Raw genomic sequence first — 18,910 nt, 5'->3', positions numbered from 1 at the left:
GGTGATGGCCGCTACGCGAATCCTGATCACGGGTGCAACCGGATACATAGGCGGACGGCTTACTCCACGACTGGTCGATGCCGGGCACGACGTTCGAGTGGTCGTGCGAAACCCGGAGAAATTGCGCGACGTTCCGTGGCGTGACTCGGTGGAGATCGTTCGAGGCGACCTGGCCGACGGTGCATCCTTGGCGGGCGTTTTCGACGACATCGACATCGTCTACTACCTCGTGCACGCGATGGGCGGCAGTGGCTCCTTCGCCGATGTCGATCGAGTGAGCGCGCAGAACGTCGCGGCATCGGCCGGGGCGGCGGGAGTGCGGCGAATCGTCTATCTGGGTGGCCTGCACCCGCCGACCGGCGACCTGTCCACCCATTTGACGTCGCGGCTCGAAGTGGGTCGCATCCTTCTCGACGGACCTGTAGCGGCGGTGGTTTTCCAGGCCGGCGTCGTGATCGGTTCTGGCTCCGCGTCTTTCGAGATGGTTCGACACCTCACCGATCGACTCCCGGTGATGACCACACCGAAGTGGGTCCACAACCGGATCCAGCCGATTGCGATCCGTGACGTCCTGCATTACCTCGAGTCGGCGGTGGACGTCGATTCGGCGATCAACCGGGCCTTCGACATCGGCGGCCCTGACGTCATGGAGTACGGCGAGATGATGAACGTCTATGCCGACGTCGCGGGACTCAGACAACGACGAATCGTCGTTCTGCCGGTACTGACGCCCCGGTTGGCCGGGCACTGGGTGGGCCTGGTCACACCGATTCCTCGGGCGTTGGCGATGCCGTTGATCGAATCGCTGCACAACGACGCCGTGATGCACGAGCACGATATCGACGAGGTGGTGGCTCGGCCGGCGAGGGGCTTGACGTCTTACCGGGATGCGGTTCGTCTGGCGCTCCGCGCGATCGAGGACGGAAACGTCGAGACGGAGTGGTCGGGTGTCGAGGCTACCGGGGATGCGTCGTCGGATTCGATTCCGTCCGATCCGGATTGGGCCGGGGGAACGGTGTTCGTCGACAGTCGCAGCGGACCGTGCGCCGCAGATACGCAGACCTTGTGGGCCGTCGTCGAATCCATCGGTGGTGCCAACGGGTGGTATTCGCCGGCGTGGAGAATTCGCGGGCTGCTCGACCGAGCCGTCGGCGGCGTCGGAATGCGACGTGGTCGGCCTGATCCCATTCGGCTCGAGGCAGGCGGCATCGTGGATTTCTGGCATGTCGAGGACATCGATCGAGGACACGGGTTACGTCTGCGCGCCGATGCACGTCTGCCCGGAGCGGCCTGGTTGGAGTTGCGGGTCTCGGGCAGTCGCGACGGTACGTCGCGTCTGCATCTGCGCTCGGCCTTCTTTCCTCGCGGGCTCGGCGGGCGGGTCTACTGGTGGCTGATCCGGCCGTTCCACGTGCTGGTTTTCCGCCGCATGCTCGCCGGTCTCGTTGCTGCTGCCGAGCGTAGGGCCTCGGCGTAACCGCCGCGCGACGGTGGCACCCGTTAATCGGTATGACTTCCGTAGTTCGGCAAGTTATAGTGAGTTGTTCCTCGAATGGCGAGGGGCACACACGGGGCTGAACGGTTTCGACTGCGTGTGTTGAGTCAGGGGAAGCGTGTCGGTGCAGGCAGGAGACCACCGTGAGCGTCGCTGCAAACCTATAAGCGCCGATTCCAATCAGCGCGACTACGCTCTCGCTGCCTAAGTAGCGAAGCGTGTCTGTCAGCCCGGGGTTGCCCTCGACCCGGTTCCTGGCATCAGCTAGAGGGCTTTACCGTTCGGCTCGGTCACGGAGTCGAATGGGACATCAAACAGTGACTGGGATCGTCATCCTGGCTTGTTCGCGAGACTGGGAGATCCAAGTAGAGGCGTAGCGAACTGCACACGGAGAAGCCCTGGCGATTCAACGTAGGACCCGGGTTCAATTCCCGGCAGCTCCACCGAAGAGGCGGGCCCTGCATCCGATATCGGATGCAGGGCCCGCCTCGTTCGTTCCGGTGGACGTTGGATGCCCCGAACCCACCCTCATCGCTCGTCGATCGGCACGCGGTGATGATTCGTGCTCTGTGCACGGTTACCTGTGTGGCGTGCTGGGCTGCATTGTGACGAGATTGCGCTGCCCTTTGCGCCAGAGGTGTGACCGGAAGCCGCCGGTCGCGGTTGTGCCCGCCTCGTCGAGACGACTACCTGCTCCAACGTCCACCGCGCTCACTCGAGGAGGTCCACCTCCCAGTTCAGTCGCTGGATCGCGGTGTCGACCTCGCGGATCCGGCGAGCGAGATCGTCGGCGGTTGACCGGAGTTCGGCTACCGGCACGGCGGAGACGTGGACGAGTTCGGATCGCAGTTGACGACCGTAGCCGTGCTCCTGGCGCCCGGAGCCGGCATTGGCCGCGTCGGTGATCGCGCCGTGTCGCAGCCGTAGAACGTCTCGTCTGGCCAGTGCGTCCGTGATCGTTCCGTCGCCGAGTACGGTCTGCGCATTGGTGCGGTTGATGTTTCGGATCAGGCGCTCGAATTCATCCAGGGTGAAGGACAATTCGTCGAGTAGTGCGACGGCGTTCTCCGGAGGCTCCTCACCTTCCTGGTGTCGAGCGTTGGCGACGATCCGCTCGCGCAGCTGGAGGATCTTGTGGTTGACGCTGCTCCGCAGCGCCAGGGCTTCGGCCAGTTTCATGGATGCAGCTCCTGCGTTCGTCCGGTCGGCGAGTTCATGCTACGGGGGAGCGTCGACTTTCGGGTCTCCTTCGCCGAAGTCACCTCTGATCGCGTACTCGGTGTAGGCACCTACTTCCTCGAATCCCAGGCGGCGGTAGAGCGGGGCGCCGTCCTGCGACGCTTGGAGTACGGCCGTTTCCACACCGTCGTGTCGGCGGGCGAGATCGAGCGCTGCGAGGGTGACTGCTACGCCGAAACCGCGTCTGCGTGAACCCTCGAGGGTGACCACCCCGTAGAGTCCGGCAACTCCGCTCGCGATGTGGATTTCCGCTCCGGCGACGGGACGGCCGTCGTGGTAACCGACGACGAAGGAACTTCGACTTCCTCCACCCAGAATGCCCGAGGCGGTTCGGCGGAAGAAGTCGACGACCGTTTCGGACGGCGGCGACCAGTTGGCGGCCATGACGGCCGCGTAGTCCGCCAGCTGATCTTTAGATGTGACCAAGGACACATTCAGGGCCGGATGTCTGTCCGGGAGTGGAATGCGATCGATCGAGGCGGACATGGCCAGTTCGTCTTCGGTGTTCTCGCATCCGTGTGCACGGAGTCGAGCGCCGAGATCGGCGGGACTGTCCGCTGGGCCGGTCCACCACGAGAATGGGCGTCCGGTGCCGCGGAGAGTCGAGAGAATTCCGGATAGTCGCAGGTCGAGATCAGTGTCATCGAAACGGGCACCGCTGACGATGTTGAAGGTGTCGTCGTTCGAACCGCTGTCGGCGATCGCCAGATCGGGCGCGTCGGTCACAGTCGACTCTGGCAGTAGGTGATGGAGGTGATTCGCGTGCGGCGTCAGATTTCGATCCATCGCGGCGAGAAGCTCGGTGTTCACGGTGGGAATTCCAATAACCCCATCCAAAGGGTTTTCGGTTACGAATACCCCACATGACGTTCCGACAAGATGCCTTTCACCCGGTGGTGTTGGTACTTCCCGGTGGGAAGGTCGCCAGTCGCCGACGTTCGCGGTGGTGGCACCTGTCGAATGTGCGGATGCGCCCGTTCGCCGCCCTGCTGCGGTCTCGTGGGATCGAGGTCGTGCGGGTTCGCTATCGCCTGCGTGGCTGGAACGGCGACGCGCGCAGTCCGGTGGCCGACGCCCAGGCAGTGCTCGATCGGATCAAGGAAACAGATCCGTCGCCGTCGGTGATATTGCTCGGACATTCGATGGGTGGCCGGGTAGCGGCCGCACTTGCCGCAGATCCGTCGGTCGTGGGGATTGTGGCTCTGGCGCCGTGGTGGCCCGACGGCACTGCAATCGATCTTCGGCCGGGTGGCCAACTGGTGGTGGTTCACGGTACGGCCGATCGGTGGACTGACCCCGCAGAGTCGCGAAAACAGGTGGAGGATATGCGTAGATCCGGTCACAACGCGGAGTGGATCGGGGTTGACGGAGCCGGGCATTTCATGCTCCGCCGACCGGCACTCTGGCACCGACTGGCAGTTGATGCCGTGTCCGAAATGCTCTGCGGCGTCGCCGCAGCTGAGACGGGAGAGCGACGATGAGTTCCGAGAAGCGCAAGATCGCGGTTGTCGGTAGCGGAGTGGCCGGTCTGACGGCGGCATGGGTGCTGAGCAAGGGCAGTGACGTGACGTTGTACGAGGCTGATTCACGGTTGGGTGGTCATGCCGACACCCATGCCGTCACCGATCCGGGCGGCCGCAGCCTTGCCGTCGACACGGGATTCATCGTCCACAACGACCGCACCTACCCGACGCTGTTGAGGCTGTTCGCCGAACTCGATGTGGCGACGCAGGAATCGGATATGAGTATGTCCATCCACTGCGACGGCTGTGGGTTGGAGTACTCGGGTGGGCAGGGGCTTCGTGGGATTCTCCCCACGCGTGGGTTGTTGGTGAACGGACGATTTCTGTCGATGCTGGTGGAAGTCAAGAAGTTTCACCGGCGTGCCCGCGCCCTGCTCGAGAAGACCGATGCCTCGATGCCGGATCAGAGCCTCGGAATGTTTCTGCGAAGCGGGCGCTTCTCGGACTACTTCACCGCACATTTCATGACGCCGTTGGTGTCGGCGGTGTGGTCGTGTGATCCCGGATCAGCGCTCGACTATCCGGCCCGCTACCTGTTCACCTTCCTCGATCATCACGGCATGCTCGGAGTGACCGGATCGCCGTCGTGGCGGACGGTGACCGGTGGTTCCGCCGAGTACGTGAGCGCAGTGGCCAAGAGTATCGGTGACGTGCGGGTGAACACGCCGGTGCGGGCAATCCACCGCCATGCGAATTCGGTCGAGATCCGTGACGCGGACGATCAGATGCAGACTTTCGATTCGGTGGTGATCGCCACTCACCCTCGGCAGGCGCTGAACATTCTCGTCGAGCCCACGGCGGCGGAACGCGAGATCCTCGGAGCCATGCCTTACTCGGTCAATCACACTCAGCTTCACACCGACGAGAGTGTGCTGCCCGTGAACACCAACGCGCGCGCCTCCTGGAACTACTATCTGCCTGCCTGCGCGGCGACTCCCGAACACGTCCTGGTCAGTTACGACATGACGCGATTGCAGCGGCTTCCCGACACCGGGCGTCGGTACATCGTGACGCTGGGCGGCGCCGAGATGGTGGCACCGGATTCGGTGATCGATCAGATGACGTACGAACATCCGCAGTACACACCGACGTCGGTGGCAGCGCAGGCCAGGCTGACGGAGCTCGACTCCGACGTGGCGGCGTTCGCGGGGGCCTACCATGGTTGGGGATTCCACGAGGACGGTGCACTGTCGGGGCTGCGCGCTGCGGAGCATCTCGGGGGCCGGTGGCCGTGAGTGCCCCGATCACGCCGTCCATCGTGCACACCGCCATCCGGCACGTGCGGACCGAGCCGACGCGCAACGAGTTCGAGTATCGCAGTTACAGCTGGCTCGTCGACGTGGACGAGCTGCCGGTGTTACCGCGAGGGCTTCGGGCGCTCGCGACGTTCGACGCCGGGGATCATCTCGGCGATCCGGATCTGTCGATACGCGACAATCTCGAGGCGTACCTCGCCGCCAACGGCGTGGGGTTCTCGGGCGGGCGGATCTTGATGTTGACCAATGCTCGGGTGTTCGGCCACGTCTTCAATCCGCTGTCGGTGTTCTGGTGCCTGAACGGCGACGGTACCCAACAGTGCGTCGTGGCCGAAGTGCACAACACCTACGGAGAACGGCACTGCTATCTGCTCGAGACCGACTTGCGTGGTGCCGCGCGAACACCCAAGCGGTTTTATGTTTCCCCGTTCAACGACGTCGACGGCGAGTACCGTATGCGTCTTCCGTTACCCGATTCGTCGCTGCACCTGTCGATAGTCCTCGCCCGCGAAGGTCAGGCGCCGTTCGTCGCCACGATGTCCGGTGACGTGGTGCCCGCAACCACTCGGCACGTGATCCGCAGTGCGCTGGCGATTCCGTTGGCACCGCTACGGGCCGCCGTCCAGATCCGGTACCAGGGGATCAAACTCTGGGCCAAAAGATTGCCCATCGTTCCTCGTCCTCATCATCAACCGCAGGAGGCAGTGCAATGACTACCGCTACTCTGGGCACCGACCCCTCCGGAACCGTGGAACTCGATCGGTGGCCAGGCGTCGCCACCGTTCCCAGCGGCCTGAAGGTGTGGGTGGCCTCGCCTGTTGCCCGGGTGCTGTTCCACAAAGCTGTTGCTCGCCTTCCACTTCGGGTGCAGATGCCCGGCGGGGCGATGTCCGGTGGTGGTGGCTCGCGGTCGCCGTTGATGATCATTCACCGACCGGACGATTTTGCGGCCAGGGTGGGGGACAGCGGACTCATCGGCTTCGGGGAGTCGTACATGGCGGGGGATTGGGAAGCCTCCGATCTCACGGCGGTACTCGAGGTGTTCGCCGCCAAGGTGGCCACGCTCATCCCGGACTTTCTGCAGCGTCTGCGCGGACTCTACATCCCGAAGCAGCCACGCAGTGAACATAATTCGACCAAGAACACTCGCTCCAACATTTCGCGCCACTACGATTTGTCCAACGAGTTGTTCGAGCTGTTCCTTGACGACACCATGACGTATTCGAGTGCTCTCTTCGACGATCTCTCGGTGGGGCAGGCGCCGTCGTGGGATTCCTTCGCCGAAGCGCAGCATCGTAAGATCGACCGACTTCTCGACGGCGCCGGGGTGGTCGCAGGCGCGCGGGTGCTCGAAATCGGCACCGGGTGGGGAGAGTTGGCCATCAGAGCGGCTCAACGCGGGGCGAGTGTCCGCTCGGTGACGCTCTCGGTGGAGCAGCAGGAGTTGGCGGCAAAACGCATCAGTGCTGCCGGGCTCACGGACAAGGTTCAGGTGGATCTACTCGATTACCGCCATGTCGAGGGCGAATACGACGCCGTGGTGTCGGTGGAGATGATCGAGGCTGTCGGGCACCAGTACTGGGGGAGCTACTTCCAGAAGATCGACTCACTGCTGGCCCCGGGTGGCCGCGCCGCGATTCAGGCGATCACCATGCCGCACGATCGGATGTTGGCCACTCGCAACACCTACACCTGGGTGCACAAGTACATTTTCCCCGGCGGGTTCTTGCCGTCGGTGCGGGCCATCGAGGACGTCACCGAACGGATGACGACCCTGCGAGTCCGCGAGCGGATGTCGATGGGTGATCACTACGCCGAGACGCTTCGACTGTGGGACGAACGATTCAGCGCCCGCACCGCCGAGGCGTCGATCCTGGGGTTCGATGCGGTCTTCGCCCGCATGTGGCACTTCTACCTCTGCTACTCCGAAGCCGGGTTCCGCTCCGGATATCTCGACGTCCAGCAAGTGATTCTCGATCGGAGGAACTGACGATGACCGACACGATGGATCGAACCGCGCGCGGTGCCGGGGTAGCGGATCGACTCGCCGAACTCATCGCACCCCTCGTCGGCGGTGAGCTCCCGGTGCATCTGACCGCCTGGGACGGAAGCCAGGCCGGACCTCTCGACGCGCCGAAGGTGATATTGAACAGCTCGAACGTGTTGCGCCGATTGTTGTGGAGTCCAGGTGAACTGGGCGCAGCTCAGGCGTACGTACTGGGTGAACTCGACGTCGACGGTGATCTCGGCGCGGCGCTCACGCACGTGTGGTCGGTTGCGGAGGAGCGCGGTCTGGGATCGGTGCGGCCCACGCCGTCCGTCGTACTGGCCGCGGTGAAGGCTGCGCGGGCCCTCGGCGCGCTGGGTGCGCCGCTCGCGCCGCCGCCGTCTCAGGCCCACGTCAAGGGACGGTTGCACTCACTGGCGCGGGACCGCGCCGCGATCGGTCACCACTACGACCTGTCCAACGACTTCTACCAGCTGATCCTCGACGAGAACATGGCGTATTCGTCGGGCTACTGGACGTCCGAGGCCGCGGACTACACGCTCGCGGATTCGCAGCGCGACAAACTGGATCTGGTGTGCCGAAAGATCGGTCTCGACCGCGAGGTCGGTCTGCGTTTCCTCGATGTCGGGTGCGGGTGGGGGTCACTGAGTCTGCACGCCGCCCGCGAATACGGTGCGCGCGTCGTCGGCGTCACCATCTCGGCTCAGCAGAAGGCGTTCGTCGAGACGAAGGTTCGCGCTCTGGGGCTCGACGATCGGGTGGAAATCCGCTTGCAGGACTACCGCGAGATCCCGGACGGCCCGTTCGATGCGGTCGCCTCGATCGAGATGGGCGAGCACGTCGGTGAGGGGAACTACCCGACTTACGTGAAAGCTCTGCACGACAACGTGATCGAGGGCGGTCGCGTTCTCGTTCAGCAGATGTCACGGACCGGCGCACATCCCGGCGGGGGTCCGTTCATCGAGTCGTTCATCGCACCGGACATGCACATGCGCCCCGTCGGCCGCACCGTTGCCTTGATCGAGGAGGGCGGCCTCGAAGTCCGTGACGTCCACGCGCTGCGTGAGCACTACGTGCGAACCGTGGACGCGTGGATCGACACGTTCGAATCGAATGTCGAGCGCGTCGTGGAACTGGTGGGCGAAGAGGTTGCCCGGGTGTGGCGCCTCTACCTCGTCGGCGGCGGCATGGCGTTTCGAGACGGCCGGATGGGCGTCGACCAGATTCTGTCGGTCCGCCCCTACCGTGGTGGGCATTCGGGCATGGAGCCGGTCCGGCCGCAGTGGGTGTCGGCGCGATGAGCGGATTCGACTGGGGCGCATTCGCCGTGGTGAGTCTCACCAGCCTTCTCGCGATCGCCGTCGGCATGGCCGTGACGGCTACGATCGGTGTTCGGATCAAGCGGCACAACGTCGTCGACGTGTCGTGGGGCGCCGGCTTCGTGTTGATCGCGCTGGTATCGGCCGTGGTCGGATCCGGTGACCTGTGGCGTCGGTTGCTGCTGCTGGTACTGGTCGCCGTGTGGGGGCTGCGACTGGCAACACACATGGCGATTCGCTCACGCGGCAAGGGAGAGGACCCGCGCTACGAGGAACTGCTGGGCAAGGCCACCGGCAATCGAACTCTGTACGCGGTCCGCAAGATCTATCTGACCCAAGGTATTTCGTTGTGGTTCGTCTCGTTGCCGATTCAGGTGGCGGCGGTGTCCAGCGGAACCTTCGGGGTGTTGGTGGCGCTCGGAACAGTGCTGTGGTTGGTCGGTCTCACCTTCGAAGCCGTCGGAGACCGCCAGATGGAGGCATTCAAATCCGATCCGGGCAGTCGCGGACAGATCATGGACGGCGGCCTGTGGGCATGGACGCGTCACCCGAACTATTTCGGTGACGCCTGCGTGTGGTGGGGGATCTTCCTGATCTCGGCGTCCGTGTGGCCCGGTGTGCTGACTGTCCTGTCCCCGATCGCGATGACGTACTTCCTCGTCTTCGCCACCGGTGCACGGTTGTTGGAACGCCACATGTCCGAGCGCCCCGGCTATCGGGAGTATCAACAGCGCACCAGTTATTTCATCCCCCGACCACCCCGCCGTGCGCCTTTGTCAACCCCCGGCGGTTGACCAAGGCGCACAGCGGTCAGGACAGAAGTGGGCCCAGCCGGTCGGCGAAGGTTCGCAGCAGATCCACCTGACGGTCGAGAAGATGCTCCTTCTCCTTGGCGGTCGAGACGGACAGTCCCGCGGTCAGTCGGCCGCGGCGGTCTCTGATGGGCACGGCCAGGCAGGCACAGTCTTCCCGAAGTTCCTCCACTTGCTTCGCGAAGCCCTGGGCCTGAACCTGGTCGAGTTGGGCGAGCAGTTCGGTGAGGTTCGAGATGGTGAATCGGGTGGCACGATGCAGACCGCGATCGGGGAGTATGCCTTGTAGGTCGGACTCTTCGGCGAGAAGCAGCTTCCCCAAGGCGCTGCCGTGCATGCACTGGTTGACCAGATGTTCGTCGCCGGGCGGGAAATCAGGGTCGGCGTCGACGAAGCGCAGTGACCCGGTGCCGCTGAAGTACGCGAGGTGCACGCCGAACCGCACCTGCATCCGAAGTTCTTCGAGAACGTCCCTGGCCGCGCCGCAGACGACGGGCGCGCTGGCAGCGTCGACGAATATCCCGATCTTGCGTCCCAAGGCGAACCCGGACAGGTTGGGGAGCCGGACCAGATAGCCTTCGCCGACCAGCAGATTGATGAGTCGATATGTGGTGGCCTGGGGGAGGGCGAGGCTGCGAGCGACTTCCTTCGCGGTCACACCGGAACCGGCGCGCGCAACTTCCTCGAGGACACGAAGTGCGCTCTGCACCGCTTTCGGCTGGCGTCCGGTCAGGTTGGCGCTTGCGTCGAAGGTCATCGAGCTTCCCCCGGCCTGGAGATCGACAGATCCGGTGCCAGCAGATCGGCTGCGACCGGTTCGTCGTAGAGTCCGATGTGTTGCAGAACCTGCGGTGTGCGCAGTCGTCGAGCCGCCAGAACCAGCACCCCGGCCAGCATCAGGGAAAGATAAAGGGCGGTCAGGTAGTCGGTGGTGATCGTCTGCGCGGAGGCGTTCCACACGATGACGGCGAGAAGTGATCCGGCGCCCAGAATCCCGGCGATCAGTGGCCCGGCGGTGAGTTCCCCGATTCTGCGCAGAAACACCGGTGTGGCCACGCAGACCAGTATGTAGGCGAGGACGTATCCGTGCGCCGAGACCGTCAGCAGGTCGAGGAACACGGTTCGCGCCGAGTCGGTGACGGCGATGAGCACCGCCGGCGTGATCACGATGACGGGCATGCTCACGCACAATGCCGCGTACGGAGTTCCGTGTCTGCGGTGCGCTTTGCCGAACATCGAGGGCAGTACCCCCTCGCGTCCCATCGCGAAAAGTACCCGCGCCAATGCCGTCGTCGAGCCGAGGATGCACGCGAACCACGAACCGGCTATTCCGATGTCCAGCACGAAGCTCAGGGCACCCGATCCGTTCTGCCGAGTGAGATCTGTCAAGGGGATAGCGTCGGGTGTGTCGGATCCGACCCGGATGTTGTTGCTGTTGAACTGCATTGCGGCTGCGAAGATGTAGAGCACGCCCAGCGCCCACGGCGTCCAGACGATGGCACGGGGGACCGACGAGTACGGATGTCGAGCCTCGGAGGCAACAGTTCCGGCACTTTCGAAGCCGACGAAGGCTGTGATGGACAGTAGTAGAGCGAAGCCGATGGATCCGCCGGTGACGTCAGGTTCTGCGATGGATTCGGCGGTAGGGGAATTGCGAAGGTGGAGAATCATCAGCACTGCGGCCGCGGCGACTATGGAGAAGGCTTCGACGGCGAGTGCGATTTTCGCGGACAAGCTCAGGCCGCGAACGAGGGTGATCATCGCCAGTGCTCCGACCAGAAGCGCCAGCGCTGCGACGAGAACACTTCCTGACGCGATTCCCGCCTGACCGAGGAGCGCGCCGACGTAGATGGCGCCGCCGAGGACACTTGCCATCGCGGCGGTGCCGAGCCCGATGATCAGCGACCAGCCGGCGAGAAATCCGGGAATCGGGCCGAGTCCTTTGGCTGTGTAACTGTAGAGCCCGCTCACCGCGACCATGCGGGTTGCGAATGTCGCGGCGCAGTACCCGACCACCGCCATGAGGGTGGCGGCGGCCGCGAAGACGGCGATGGTCAGGCGTCCGGCATTGGGTATCACCAGCACCGGCAAGGTGACCATGACTGCGGACGGAGCGACGGCGGACACGGACTGGGCGAGCACCTGAGCGAATCCGAGGGTGCGTCTACGCAGTCCCGACACCGGTGATCGGGTGCCGATCGACTTGTCCGCCTTGTTCACGTGAAGTCCGTTTCTGTCCGACTCGAGATCCCGGATCACCGTAGCGCAGCGACGTTGCGGAACTGAATGCATTGCGTGAAGTTTGTTTAGTTCTCAAATGAGAATCCCGACCGAGCGAAATTATCATTTGAACAAGGCTGATGTATTTTTTATCTGTTACTCGGTGTCTCGAAATTGTTGAAAATCGGCCTGAACTGGCAATATGCTTCGATTCATCTGATAAAAATATTGATCGATATTCTCATTCGACATTTATGCTGACGAGGCGAGATTTCACTGCTAGCGTTTCTTTTACTCGCCAGGAAAACAAATACTTCTCCGAATAATTCCTTTTATTCGATTCATCGAAAGAGTGGTCGCCACTCGACACCGCATCGCGTCAGCGGTGACGACGGTGGTACCCGACAGGAGTGAGAATGGCAGTACAGGATTCACCGCCGGTTCCGCCGAACGTAGCCACTACCGGCGGAAAGCTCACCGGCTCACTGGGAGTCGGATCGATCGTGTTCATGGTGGTGGCCGCAGCGGCCCCGCTCACCGTGATCAGCGGAACCGTCCCCCTGGGAATTGCGGCCGGAAACGGGGCGGCTTTTCCCGCCACCTACGTCGTCTGTACGGCGATCCTCCTACTCTTCGCGGTCGGATTCACCTCGATGGCCCGACATGTACCCGGAGCCGGTGCGTTCTACACCTATGTCGAGCGTGGTCTAGGGCGTCCGGTCGGACTCGGAACCGCATTCCTCGCCTTGCTGTCCTACACCGCAGTCCAGGGTGCGGTGTTCGGATACATCGGTGCGGCAGTCAACGATTTCGTGGTCTCACACGGCGGTCCGTCGGTCCCGTGGTGGGTGTGGTCGGTCGGAGCGCTCGCCGTTGTGGGGGTGCTCGGATACCGCCATATCGAACTCTCCGGAAAAGTGCTGGGCATCCTGCTCGTCTGCGAAGTCGGCATCGTCATCGTGGTCGACGTCGCCGTCATGGTTCAGGGCGGTGACGCCGGCATGTCGACGGCGATGTTATCACCCGGCGAATTCTTGTCGGGTGCGCCGGGAATCGCCATGATCTTCGCGCTGGCCGGGTATATCGGTTTCGAGGCCACGGCCATCTTCCGGGACGAGGCTCGCGACCCGGCTCGCACCATTCCCCGTGCCACGTATCTGTCGCTGGTGCTGATCGGCGGCTTCTACACGATTTCGAGTTGGTCGGTGGTCAGCGCGTGGGGTGACGAGGGAGCCATCACCGCAGCGACCGACAACCCCGAGGGAATGGTGGTGGACACGGCGGCTCGGTATGTCGGAGCCTTCACCGGTGATCTCGTGCAGGTCCTGCTGATCACCAGCCTGTTTGCCGCACTGCTCTCGTTCCACAACGTGCTCTCCCGATACATCTTCTCGCTCGGCAACACCGCGGTGCTGCCCAAGCAGTGCGGCCGTTCGCACCCCAAGCATTCGTCGCCGCACGTCGCCTCCGTCGTCCAGGTCGCCACGGCAGGGCTGCTGATCGGCGTCTCGGCGCTTGCCGGTCTCGATCCGGTCACCGAAGTCTTCGCGTGGTTCGCCGGAGTGTCGACCGTCGGAATCGTCGCCTTGATGCTGATGACTTCGGTTGCAGTGCTGGTGTTCTTCCGGCGATCGCGTGTGGACGACCGGCTGTGGAACACGGTGATCGCGCCGGCCGCCGGGCTGGTGGGCCTGGCCGTCATGCTCTACATGACGGCAGCCAATCTGCCCCTTCTGGTCGGCGGTTCGAGCACCCTCGCCGCCGTCATCACCGTTGTCCTCGTAGCCACCTTTCTAGTCGGAGTCGCGCTTGCCGTGGTTCGGCCACCCGCGACTGTTGTCGAAGTCACCACTCAGGAGGAGAAGAAATGAGTATCACCGAGCAGTCCGTCCCGTCCGTCGCAGAGACCGGATCGGTGTCCCATCCGCTCTCACGGCTCACCCCGGACGAAATCACCGGTGCACGAACGATTCTCGATTCGGCAGGCCTCACGACGGCTACCACCCGATTCGTCTACGTAGGTCTCGACGAGCCGCACAAGAACGAGGTGTTGCAGTTCGAGGCAGGTGACCACATCGAACGACGAATCCGGTTGATGGCCTTGGACATGGCCACCGGAGTCGGCACCGACTACCTGGTCTCGGTCACCGAAGGTGCGGTGTTGCGGTCCCGGGTCCTCGACAACGCCACCGACGGTCAGGTGCCGATCCTCGACATCGAGTTCGAGATCATCGAGGACATCTTGAATGCCGACGACCGGTGGGTCTCCGCGATCAAGGATCGAGGTCTCGACCCGGCGCTGGTACGAGCTGTTCCGTTGTCCGCCGGTGTGTTCGGTGCCCAGGACGAGGTAGGTGTGCGTCTGGTCCGGGTGTTGACGTTCTACCAGCCCGGCGAATCGGCGCTGCCGTGGGCACACCCCATCGACGGGATGGTCACATACGTCGATCTCACCGCCAAGGCGGTCACCAAGGTGATCGACACTCAGCACATTCCCGTGCCCGCCGAGACGGGCCGCATCGACACCGCACCCCATGCCACACCGCAGAGCACCACCTTGCGACCCATCGAGATCACCCAACCCGATGGCGCCAGTTTCACCGTCGACGACGACGTCGTGACGTGGGAGAACTGGAAATTCCGGGTCGGATTCGACGTCCGTGAGGGTTTGACCCTGCACCAGTTGTCCTTCCGCGACGGTGACCGCGAACGCCCGATCATCTACCGCGCGTCCATCTCGGAGATGGTGGTACCGTATGCCGATCCATCGCCGGTTCGATACTGGCAGAACTACTTCGACACCGGTGAGTACATGTACGGGCGGTACACCAACTCGCTGGAGTTGGGCTGCGACTGCCTCGGCGAGATCCACTACTTCGACGCCGTCATCGCGGACGAGACGTGTACCCCGCGCACGATGCGTAACGCGATCTGCCTGCACGAGGAGGATTACGGCATCCTCTACAAGCACACCGACATGTTCAACGGGATGAACGAAACTCGTCGGCAGCGCCGTCTGGTGATCTCGTTCTTCACCACGATCGGCAACTACGACTACGGCTTCTACTGGTATCTGTACCTCGACGGCACCATCGAACTCGAAGCCAAGGCCACCGGGTGCGTGTTCACCTCGGCCTACCCGGGCGGCGACTACGAGTTCGCCACCGAGATAGCTCCCGGTCTCGGCGCCCCGTTCCACCAGCATCTGTTCTCGGCTCGACTCGACATGACGGTGGACGGTACGACGAATGCCGTCGAGGAGGTTTCGGCGGAGAGATTGCCGATCAGCGAGAAGAATCCGTGGGGCAATGCATTCGGGCGGTCGGTGACACGGTTGACCAGTGAGCTCGAGGCCAAGCGGGACGCCGACGGGTCTGTCGGACGCGTCTGGCACGTGGTGAACCCCGAGGTCAAGAACCGCCTCGGTCAGGACGTCGGCTACGCGCTGCACCCGGAGAATCTGCCGTCGCTGCTCGCGCACGAGGATTCCTCGATCAACAAGCGGGCGACGTTCGCTTCGAAGCATCTGTGGGTGACGCAGTACGACAAGGACGAGCGTTACCCGGCAGGCGATTTCGTGAACCAGCATGCAGGTGGAGCCGGGCTTCCCGCGTTCACGGCCGCCGATCGCAATCTGGATGGTGCGGACGTCGTGCTGTGGCACACGTTCGGCTTGACGCACTTCCCGCGTCCGGAGGACTGGCCGATCATGCCGGTCGATTACACCGGGTTCACGCTCAAGCCGGTCGGCTTCTTCGACCGCAACCCGGCGCTGGGCGTGCCTCCCAGTGCGTCGAAGCACTGCTGCGAGTGAGCTGAACCGCGATGACTGGCAGCGTCGGTGGCGTTCGGCCGCGGTCAGATGTGCTCCTGTCCCGAACGGCCGCGGTTCTCGCGGTGGTATCGGCGGCGGCGCATCTGCTGACCTTCCCCCGACATACTGCGCACTCGAGCCTCGCGGCCGTGGTCGTCGGTGTGATGGCGATCGGTTGCCTCGGGTGTGCCCGGCATCTCTGGCGTGGTGCGGGGGTGCAGATGTGGGGAGCGGCAGCGATCATGACGACACTCATGATCGGAACGCATCTGAGTATGTCGGGCGGCGGAGGATCATCACAGCATGTGCACGGGGCACCGGTCCTGGCACCGGCGTCGGCGACGTCCGGTTCGTGGATCGATACTGCAATCGTGATCGTCGCCGCGATCGAAGTGGTGTTGACGACGACAGTGGTGTTCGCCCGGACGAGATCGGTGCCCACGGAACTCGACTGGGCTCAGAGGCCGGCGAGTAGGAGACCGGCGGCGCCCGCCGTCATGGTCAGTGCCAAGGTTCCGATGGCGTTACCCAGTGCGAGCCGATAGCGTCGACGCTGAACCAGACGAACGGTCTCAAAACTGGCAGTACTGAAAGTGGTGTAGCCGCCGCAGAATCCGATGCCCGCGATCACCTGCAGGTCGTGAGGAGCGCCGTGAAAGAGGACCGCCCCCACCACCAGTCCGAGGAACAGTGAGCCGGTCACGTTGATGATCACGGTGGCCCAGGGGAATTCGGTGGCGCGCCGGGAGCGGATCAGACCGTCGAGAACGAATCTGGTTACCGCCCCGGCGCTCCCGGCCAGGGCAACCCACAGTGTGATCACGGGGCTACCTCCGGGCTTCGGGCTCGGATCTGCGACCCCAGGGCGATCCCGGCGGTGGTCGCGATCAAGCCCACCACCACCGTGGCCACGGCATACAGTGCGGCGCTGCCGAGATGGTGGCTGCGGATCAGTAGGTCGACGTCGACGGCGAGGGTGCTGTAGGTGGTGAATGATCCGAGCACCCCGGTTCCGACGCCCAATCGGGTGCATCGACGCCAACCGTCGTCCGGTCCGAGTCGACTCAACGCCTCGAGCAGTACCCCCAGCAGGAGGGCTCCGGCGAGGTTGATCGAGAACGTCGTCCACGGGATCGAATCGGCGTTGGTCGGGAAAGCCACGCCGAGGAGGTACCGCAGCGGTGCGCCGACGAGTCCGCCGACGGCGACGGCGGCGATCGCCTGCGGGCGCAGATGTAGCGGGCGAGGTTCGGCGACAGCAGAATCGAGATCATCATGGCGGTTCACAGACATACTCCTTCCAGGTAGGGAAGGAGCCATCAGCCTCGCGAGCGGGGCGGTTCAGGCCACCCTCCGAGGGGTGTGCCTAGGCGGAGATCCATCGCCTGTCGCTGTCGAATATAGCCTGCGCCGCCAGGTATTGTCCGTGCGGCTCGATCAGCGGGTGGCAGGTGGCACCAGGGCGTGCGCGGCGGGCCGCTGGGGTACAGAATGGGCGTCAGACGAGTCGACATCGAAGTCGATCGCCGGCCCTAGGGGGAACGAGTGGCGCACGAACGAGCGGGACAACCAGCTCAGCCGCAGGATTTGATCGACGTCCCGCATCTGGTGTCTGCGTACTACACGCGCACGCCGGACCCGGAGGACCCGATGCAGCAGGTGCTGTTCGGCACGTCAGGACATCGCGGATCCAGTCTCGATTCGGCATTCAACGAGGCGCACATCCTGGCCACGACGCAGGCGATCGTCGAATACCGCGCATCACAGGGGGTCGACGGACCGCTGTTCATCGGTCGTGACACCCACGCACTCTCCGAACCCGCCTGGCTGACCGCCCTCGAGGTGCTGGTTGCCAACGACGTGGTGGTTCTCGTGGACTCCCGCGACGCCTACACTCCGACGCCGGCAGTCAGTCATGCCATCCTGCGCTACAACTCGACCGCTCCCGAGGCGCGGGCGGACGGCATCGTGGTGACCCCGTCGCACAATCCGCCCCGCGACGGCGGATTCAAGTACAACCCACCGCACGGCGGACCAGCCGACACCGATGCGACGTCGGTGATCGCCGAGCGGGCCAATGATCTACTGCGCAAGGGTCTTTCGGGGGTTCGCCGGGTAACGTCGACGCAGGCGCTCGATCGAGTCGAGCGCTACGATTTCCTTCGCTACTACGTCGACGATCTGCCGTCGGTGCTCAACCTCGACGTGATCCGTGACGCGGGAATCCGGATCGGCGCCGACCCACTCGGCGGTGCCGCCGTCGACTACTGGGGCGCAATCGCCGAAACCCATCGTCTCGACCTCGAGGTGGTCAACCCACTGGTCGATCCGACGTGGCGATTCATGACGCTCGATACCGACGGCAAGATCCGGATGGACTGTTCCTCGCCCGATGCGATGGCGTCGCTGATTCGAGTTCGAGACCGCTACGACATCGCGACCGGCAACGACGCCGACTCGGACCGGCACGGCATCGTCACCCCGGACGGCGGACTGATGAATCCGAACCACTATCTCGCGGTGGCGATCGAGTATCTCTTCTCTGGCCGGTCGTGGGCAGCAGAGACCAAGGTGGGCAAGACGCTCGTCAGTTCGTCCATGATCGATCGCGTCGTCGCCGGTCTGGGTCGTGATCTCCTCGAGGTTCCGGTCGGCTTCAAATGGTTTGTGCCCGGACTCCTCGACGGGTCGGTGGGCTTCGGCGGCGAGGAGAGCGCAGGCGCATCGTTCCTCCGCCACGACGGTTCGGTATGGACGACGGACAAGGACGGCATCATCTTGGCGCTGCTGGCGTCGGAGATCATGGCGGTCACCGGTAAGTCGCCTTCCGCCCACTACACGGCGTTGACCGAGAAGTTCGGTAGTCCGGCCTATGCGCGTATCGACGCACCGGCGACGCGAGCGGAAAAGGCCGTGTTGGCGAAGCTGTCCGCCGATCAGGTGAGTGCGACCGAGCTGGCCGGTGAACCCATCACCGCCACGTTGACGAGTGCTCCGGGCAATGGCGCCGCGATCGGCGGATTGAAGGTCACCACCGAGAACGCCTGGTTCGCGGCGCGGCCTTCCGGGACCGAGGACGTGTACAAGATCTACGCCGAATCGATGAAGGGTGCCGATCACCTCGCCGAGGTGCAGGCGGCTGCCAAGGATCTCGTGTCCGGTGTGCTGAGCCGAAGCTGACCAGGCCGCCGGGGCGGGTGCACACCCGCCCCGGATACGATCTC

The 18,910-nt window shown here is 63.9% G+C and carries 16 protein-coding genes, 1 other RNA gene and 1 riboswitch; of the genes, 11 read left to right on the top strand and 6 right to left on the bottom strand.

The window, feature by feature from the left end; translation table 11 throughout:
- The first annotated feature begins 4 nt into the window (after window positions 1-4).
- Both ABH922_RS13665 and ssrA read left to right on the top strand, forming a co-directional pair.
- Window positions 5-1,477, top strand: a complete 1,473-nt coding sequence (locus tag ABH922_RS13665) for an SDR family oxidoreductase (protein ID WP_424807424.1) — start codon at window positions 5-7, stop codon at window positions 1,475-1,477.
- A gap of 93 nt (window positions 1,478-1,570) precedes the next feature.
- Window positions 1,571-1,941, top strand: a transfer-messenger RNA (tmRNA) gene (ssrA, locus tag ABH922_RS13660).
- 265 nt (window positions 1,942-2,206) lie between these two features.
- On the opposite strand, the gene ABH922_RS13655 is transcribed toward ssrA, so the two are convergent.
- Both ABH922_RS13655 and ABH922_RS13650 read right to left on the bottom strand, forming a co-directional pair.
- A complete protein-coding gene (locus ABH922_RS13655; protein WP_424807423.1) occupies window positions 2,207-2,674 on the bottom strand; it encodes a DIP1984 family protein in 468 nt (155 codons plus the stop codon).
- A 39-nt stretch (window positions 2,675-2,713) separates the two neighbouring features.
- Window positions 2,714-3,544 carry a GNAT family N-acetyltransferase gene (locus tag ABH922_RS13650; protein ID WP_424807422.1) on the bottom strand — a complete coding sequence of 277 codons (831 nt, stop codon included), beginning with the start codon at window positions 3,542-3,544 and terminating at the stop codon, window positions 2,714-2,716.
- Between the two features lie 53 nt (window positions 3,545-3,597).
- Here ABH922_RS13650 and ABH922_RS13645 point away from each other — a divergent pair, with 53 nt between their 5' ends.
- Genes ABH922_RS13645 through ABH922_RS13620 form a run of 6 tightly spaced genes read left to right on the top strand, consistent with a single transcriptional unit; the run spans window position 3,598 to window position 9,634 of the window.
- Window positions 3,598-4,215, top strand: a complete 618-nt coding sequence (locus ABH922_RS13645) for an alpha/beta hydrolase (protein WP_424807421.1) — start codon at window positions 3,598-3,600, stop codon at window positions 4,213-4,215.
- Window positions 4,212-5,492, top strand: coding sequence for an NAD(P)/FAD-dependent oxidoreductase (locus tag ABH922_RS13640; protein ID WP_424807420.1), 1,281 nt, complete (start codon window positions 4,212-4,214; stop codon window positions 5,490-5,492). The genes ABH922_RS13645 and ABH922_RS13640 overlap by 4 nt, the downstream gene beginning before the upstream one ends.
- Window positions 5,483-6,226, top strand: coding sequence for a DUF1365 domain-containing protein (locus tag ABH922_RS13635; RefSeq protein WP_424807419.1), 744 nt, complete (start codon window positions 5,483-5,485; stop codon window positions 6,224-6,226). The genes ABH922_RS13640 and ABH922_RS13635 overlap by 10 nt, the downstream gene beginning before the upstream one ends.
- On the top strand, window positions 6,223-7,503 hold the full coding sequence (locus ABH922_RS13630; RefSeq protein ID WP_424807418.1) for a class I SAM-dependent methyltransferase: 1,281 nt from the start codon (window positions 6,223-6,225) through the stop codon (window positions 7,501-7,503). The genes ABH922_RS13635 and ABH922_RS13630 overlap by 4 nt, the downstream gene beginning before the upstream one ends.
- 2 nt (window positions 7,504-7,505) lie before the next feature.
- Window positions 7,506-8,822 carry a class I SAM-dependent methyltransferase gene (locus ABH922_RS13625; RefSeq protein WP_424807417.1) on the top strand — a complete coding sequence of 439 codons (1,317 nt, stop codon included), beginning with the start codon at window positions 7,506-7,508 and terminating at the stop codon, window positions 8,820-8,822.
- Window positions 8,819-9,634, top strand: coding sequence for a DUF1295 domain-containing protein (locus ABH922_RS13620; protein ID WP_424807416.1), 816 nt, complete (start codon window positions 8,819-8,821; stop codon window positions 9,632-9,634). Before ABH922_RS13625 ends, ABH922_RS13620 begins: the two co-directional genes overlap by 4 nt.
- A 16-nt stretch (window positions 9,635-9,650) precedes the next feature.
- Here the strand turns inward: ABH922_RS13620 and ABH922_RS13615 are convergent, their stop codons facing one another.
- Window positions 9,651-10,409, bottom strand: coding sequence for an IclR family transcriptional regulator (locus ABH922_RS13615; RefSeq protein WP_424807415.1), 759 nt, complete (start codon window positions 10,407-10,409; stop codon window positions 9,651-9,653).
- On the bottom strand, window positions 10,406-11,944 hold the full coding sequence (locus ABH922_RS13610) for an APC family permease (RefSeq protein ID WP_424807414.1): 1,539 nt from the start codon (window positions 11,942-11,944) through the stop codon (window positions 10,406-10,408). The genes ABH922_RS13615 and ABH922_RS13610 overlap by 4 nt, the downstream gene beginning before the upstream one ends.
- Window positions 11,945-12,288: 344 nt before the next feature.
- Here ABH922_RS13610 and ABH922_RS13605 point away from each other — a divergent pair, with 344 nt between their 5' ends.
- Window positions 12,289-13,743, top strand: a complete 1,455-nt coding sequence (locus ABH922_RS13605) for an APC family permease (RefSeq protein ID WP_424807413.1) — start codon at window positions 12,289-12,291, stop codon at window positions 13,741-13,743.
- Entirely contained in the window at window positions 13,740-15,686 is a 1,947-nt protein-coding gene (locus ABH922_RS13600; protein ID WP_424807412.1) for a primary-amine oxidase, read from the top strand. Before ABH922_RS13605 ends, ABH922_RS13600 begins: the two co-directional genes overlap by 4 nt.
- A gap of 457 nt (window positions 15,687-16,143) precedes the next feature.
- On the opposite strand, the gene crcB is transcribed toward ABH922_RS13600, so the two are convergent.
- Together crcB and ABH922_RS13590 are read right to left on the bottom strand one after the other, a co-directional pair.
- Window positions 16,144-16,509 (bottom strand): fluoride efflux transporter CrcB, encoded by a 366-nt coding sequence (gene crcB / locus ABH922_RS13595; protein ID WP_424807411.1) that lies wholly within the window; start codon window positions 16,507-16,509, stop codon window positions 16,144-16,146.
- Window positions 16,506-16,979, bottom strand: a complete 474-nt coding sequence (locus ABH922_RS13590; protein WP_424807410.1) for a fluoride efflux transporter FluC — start codon at window positions 16,977-16,979, stop codon at window positions 16,506-16,508. Before ABH922_RS13590 ends, crcB begins: the two co-directional genes overlap by 4 nt.
- Window positions 16,980-16,989: 10 nt before the next feature.
- A riboswitch (Fluoride riboswitch) is annotated at window positions 16,990-17,081 on the bottom strand.
- Window positions 17,082-17,231: 150 nt separating this feature from the next.
- Between ABH922_RS13590 and pgm the strand changes: the two genes are divergently transcribed.
- Window positions 17,232-18,866, top strand: coding sequence for a phosphoglucomutase (alpha-D-glucose-1,6-bisphosphate-dependent) (pgm, locus tag ABH922_RS13585; protein WP_424807409.1), 1,635 nt, complete (start codon window positions 17,232-17,234; stop codon window positions 18,864-18,866).
- Window positions 18,867-18,910: the final 44 nt, after the last annotated feature.

This window comes from Rhodococcus sp. 27YEA15 (assembly GCF_049739425.1).
In the GTDB taxonomy this organism is placed as follows: Bacteria; Actinomycetota; Actinomycetes; order Mycobacteriales; family Mycobacteriaceae; genus Rhodococcus_F.
Note: the sequence above shows the minus strand (reverse complement) of the source record. Positions and strands in the feature narration are given on the sequence as shown.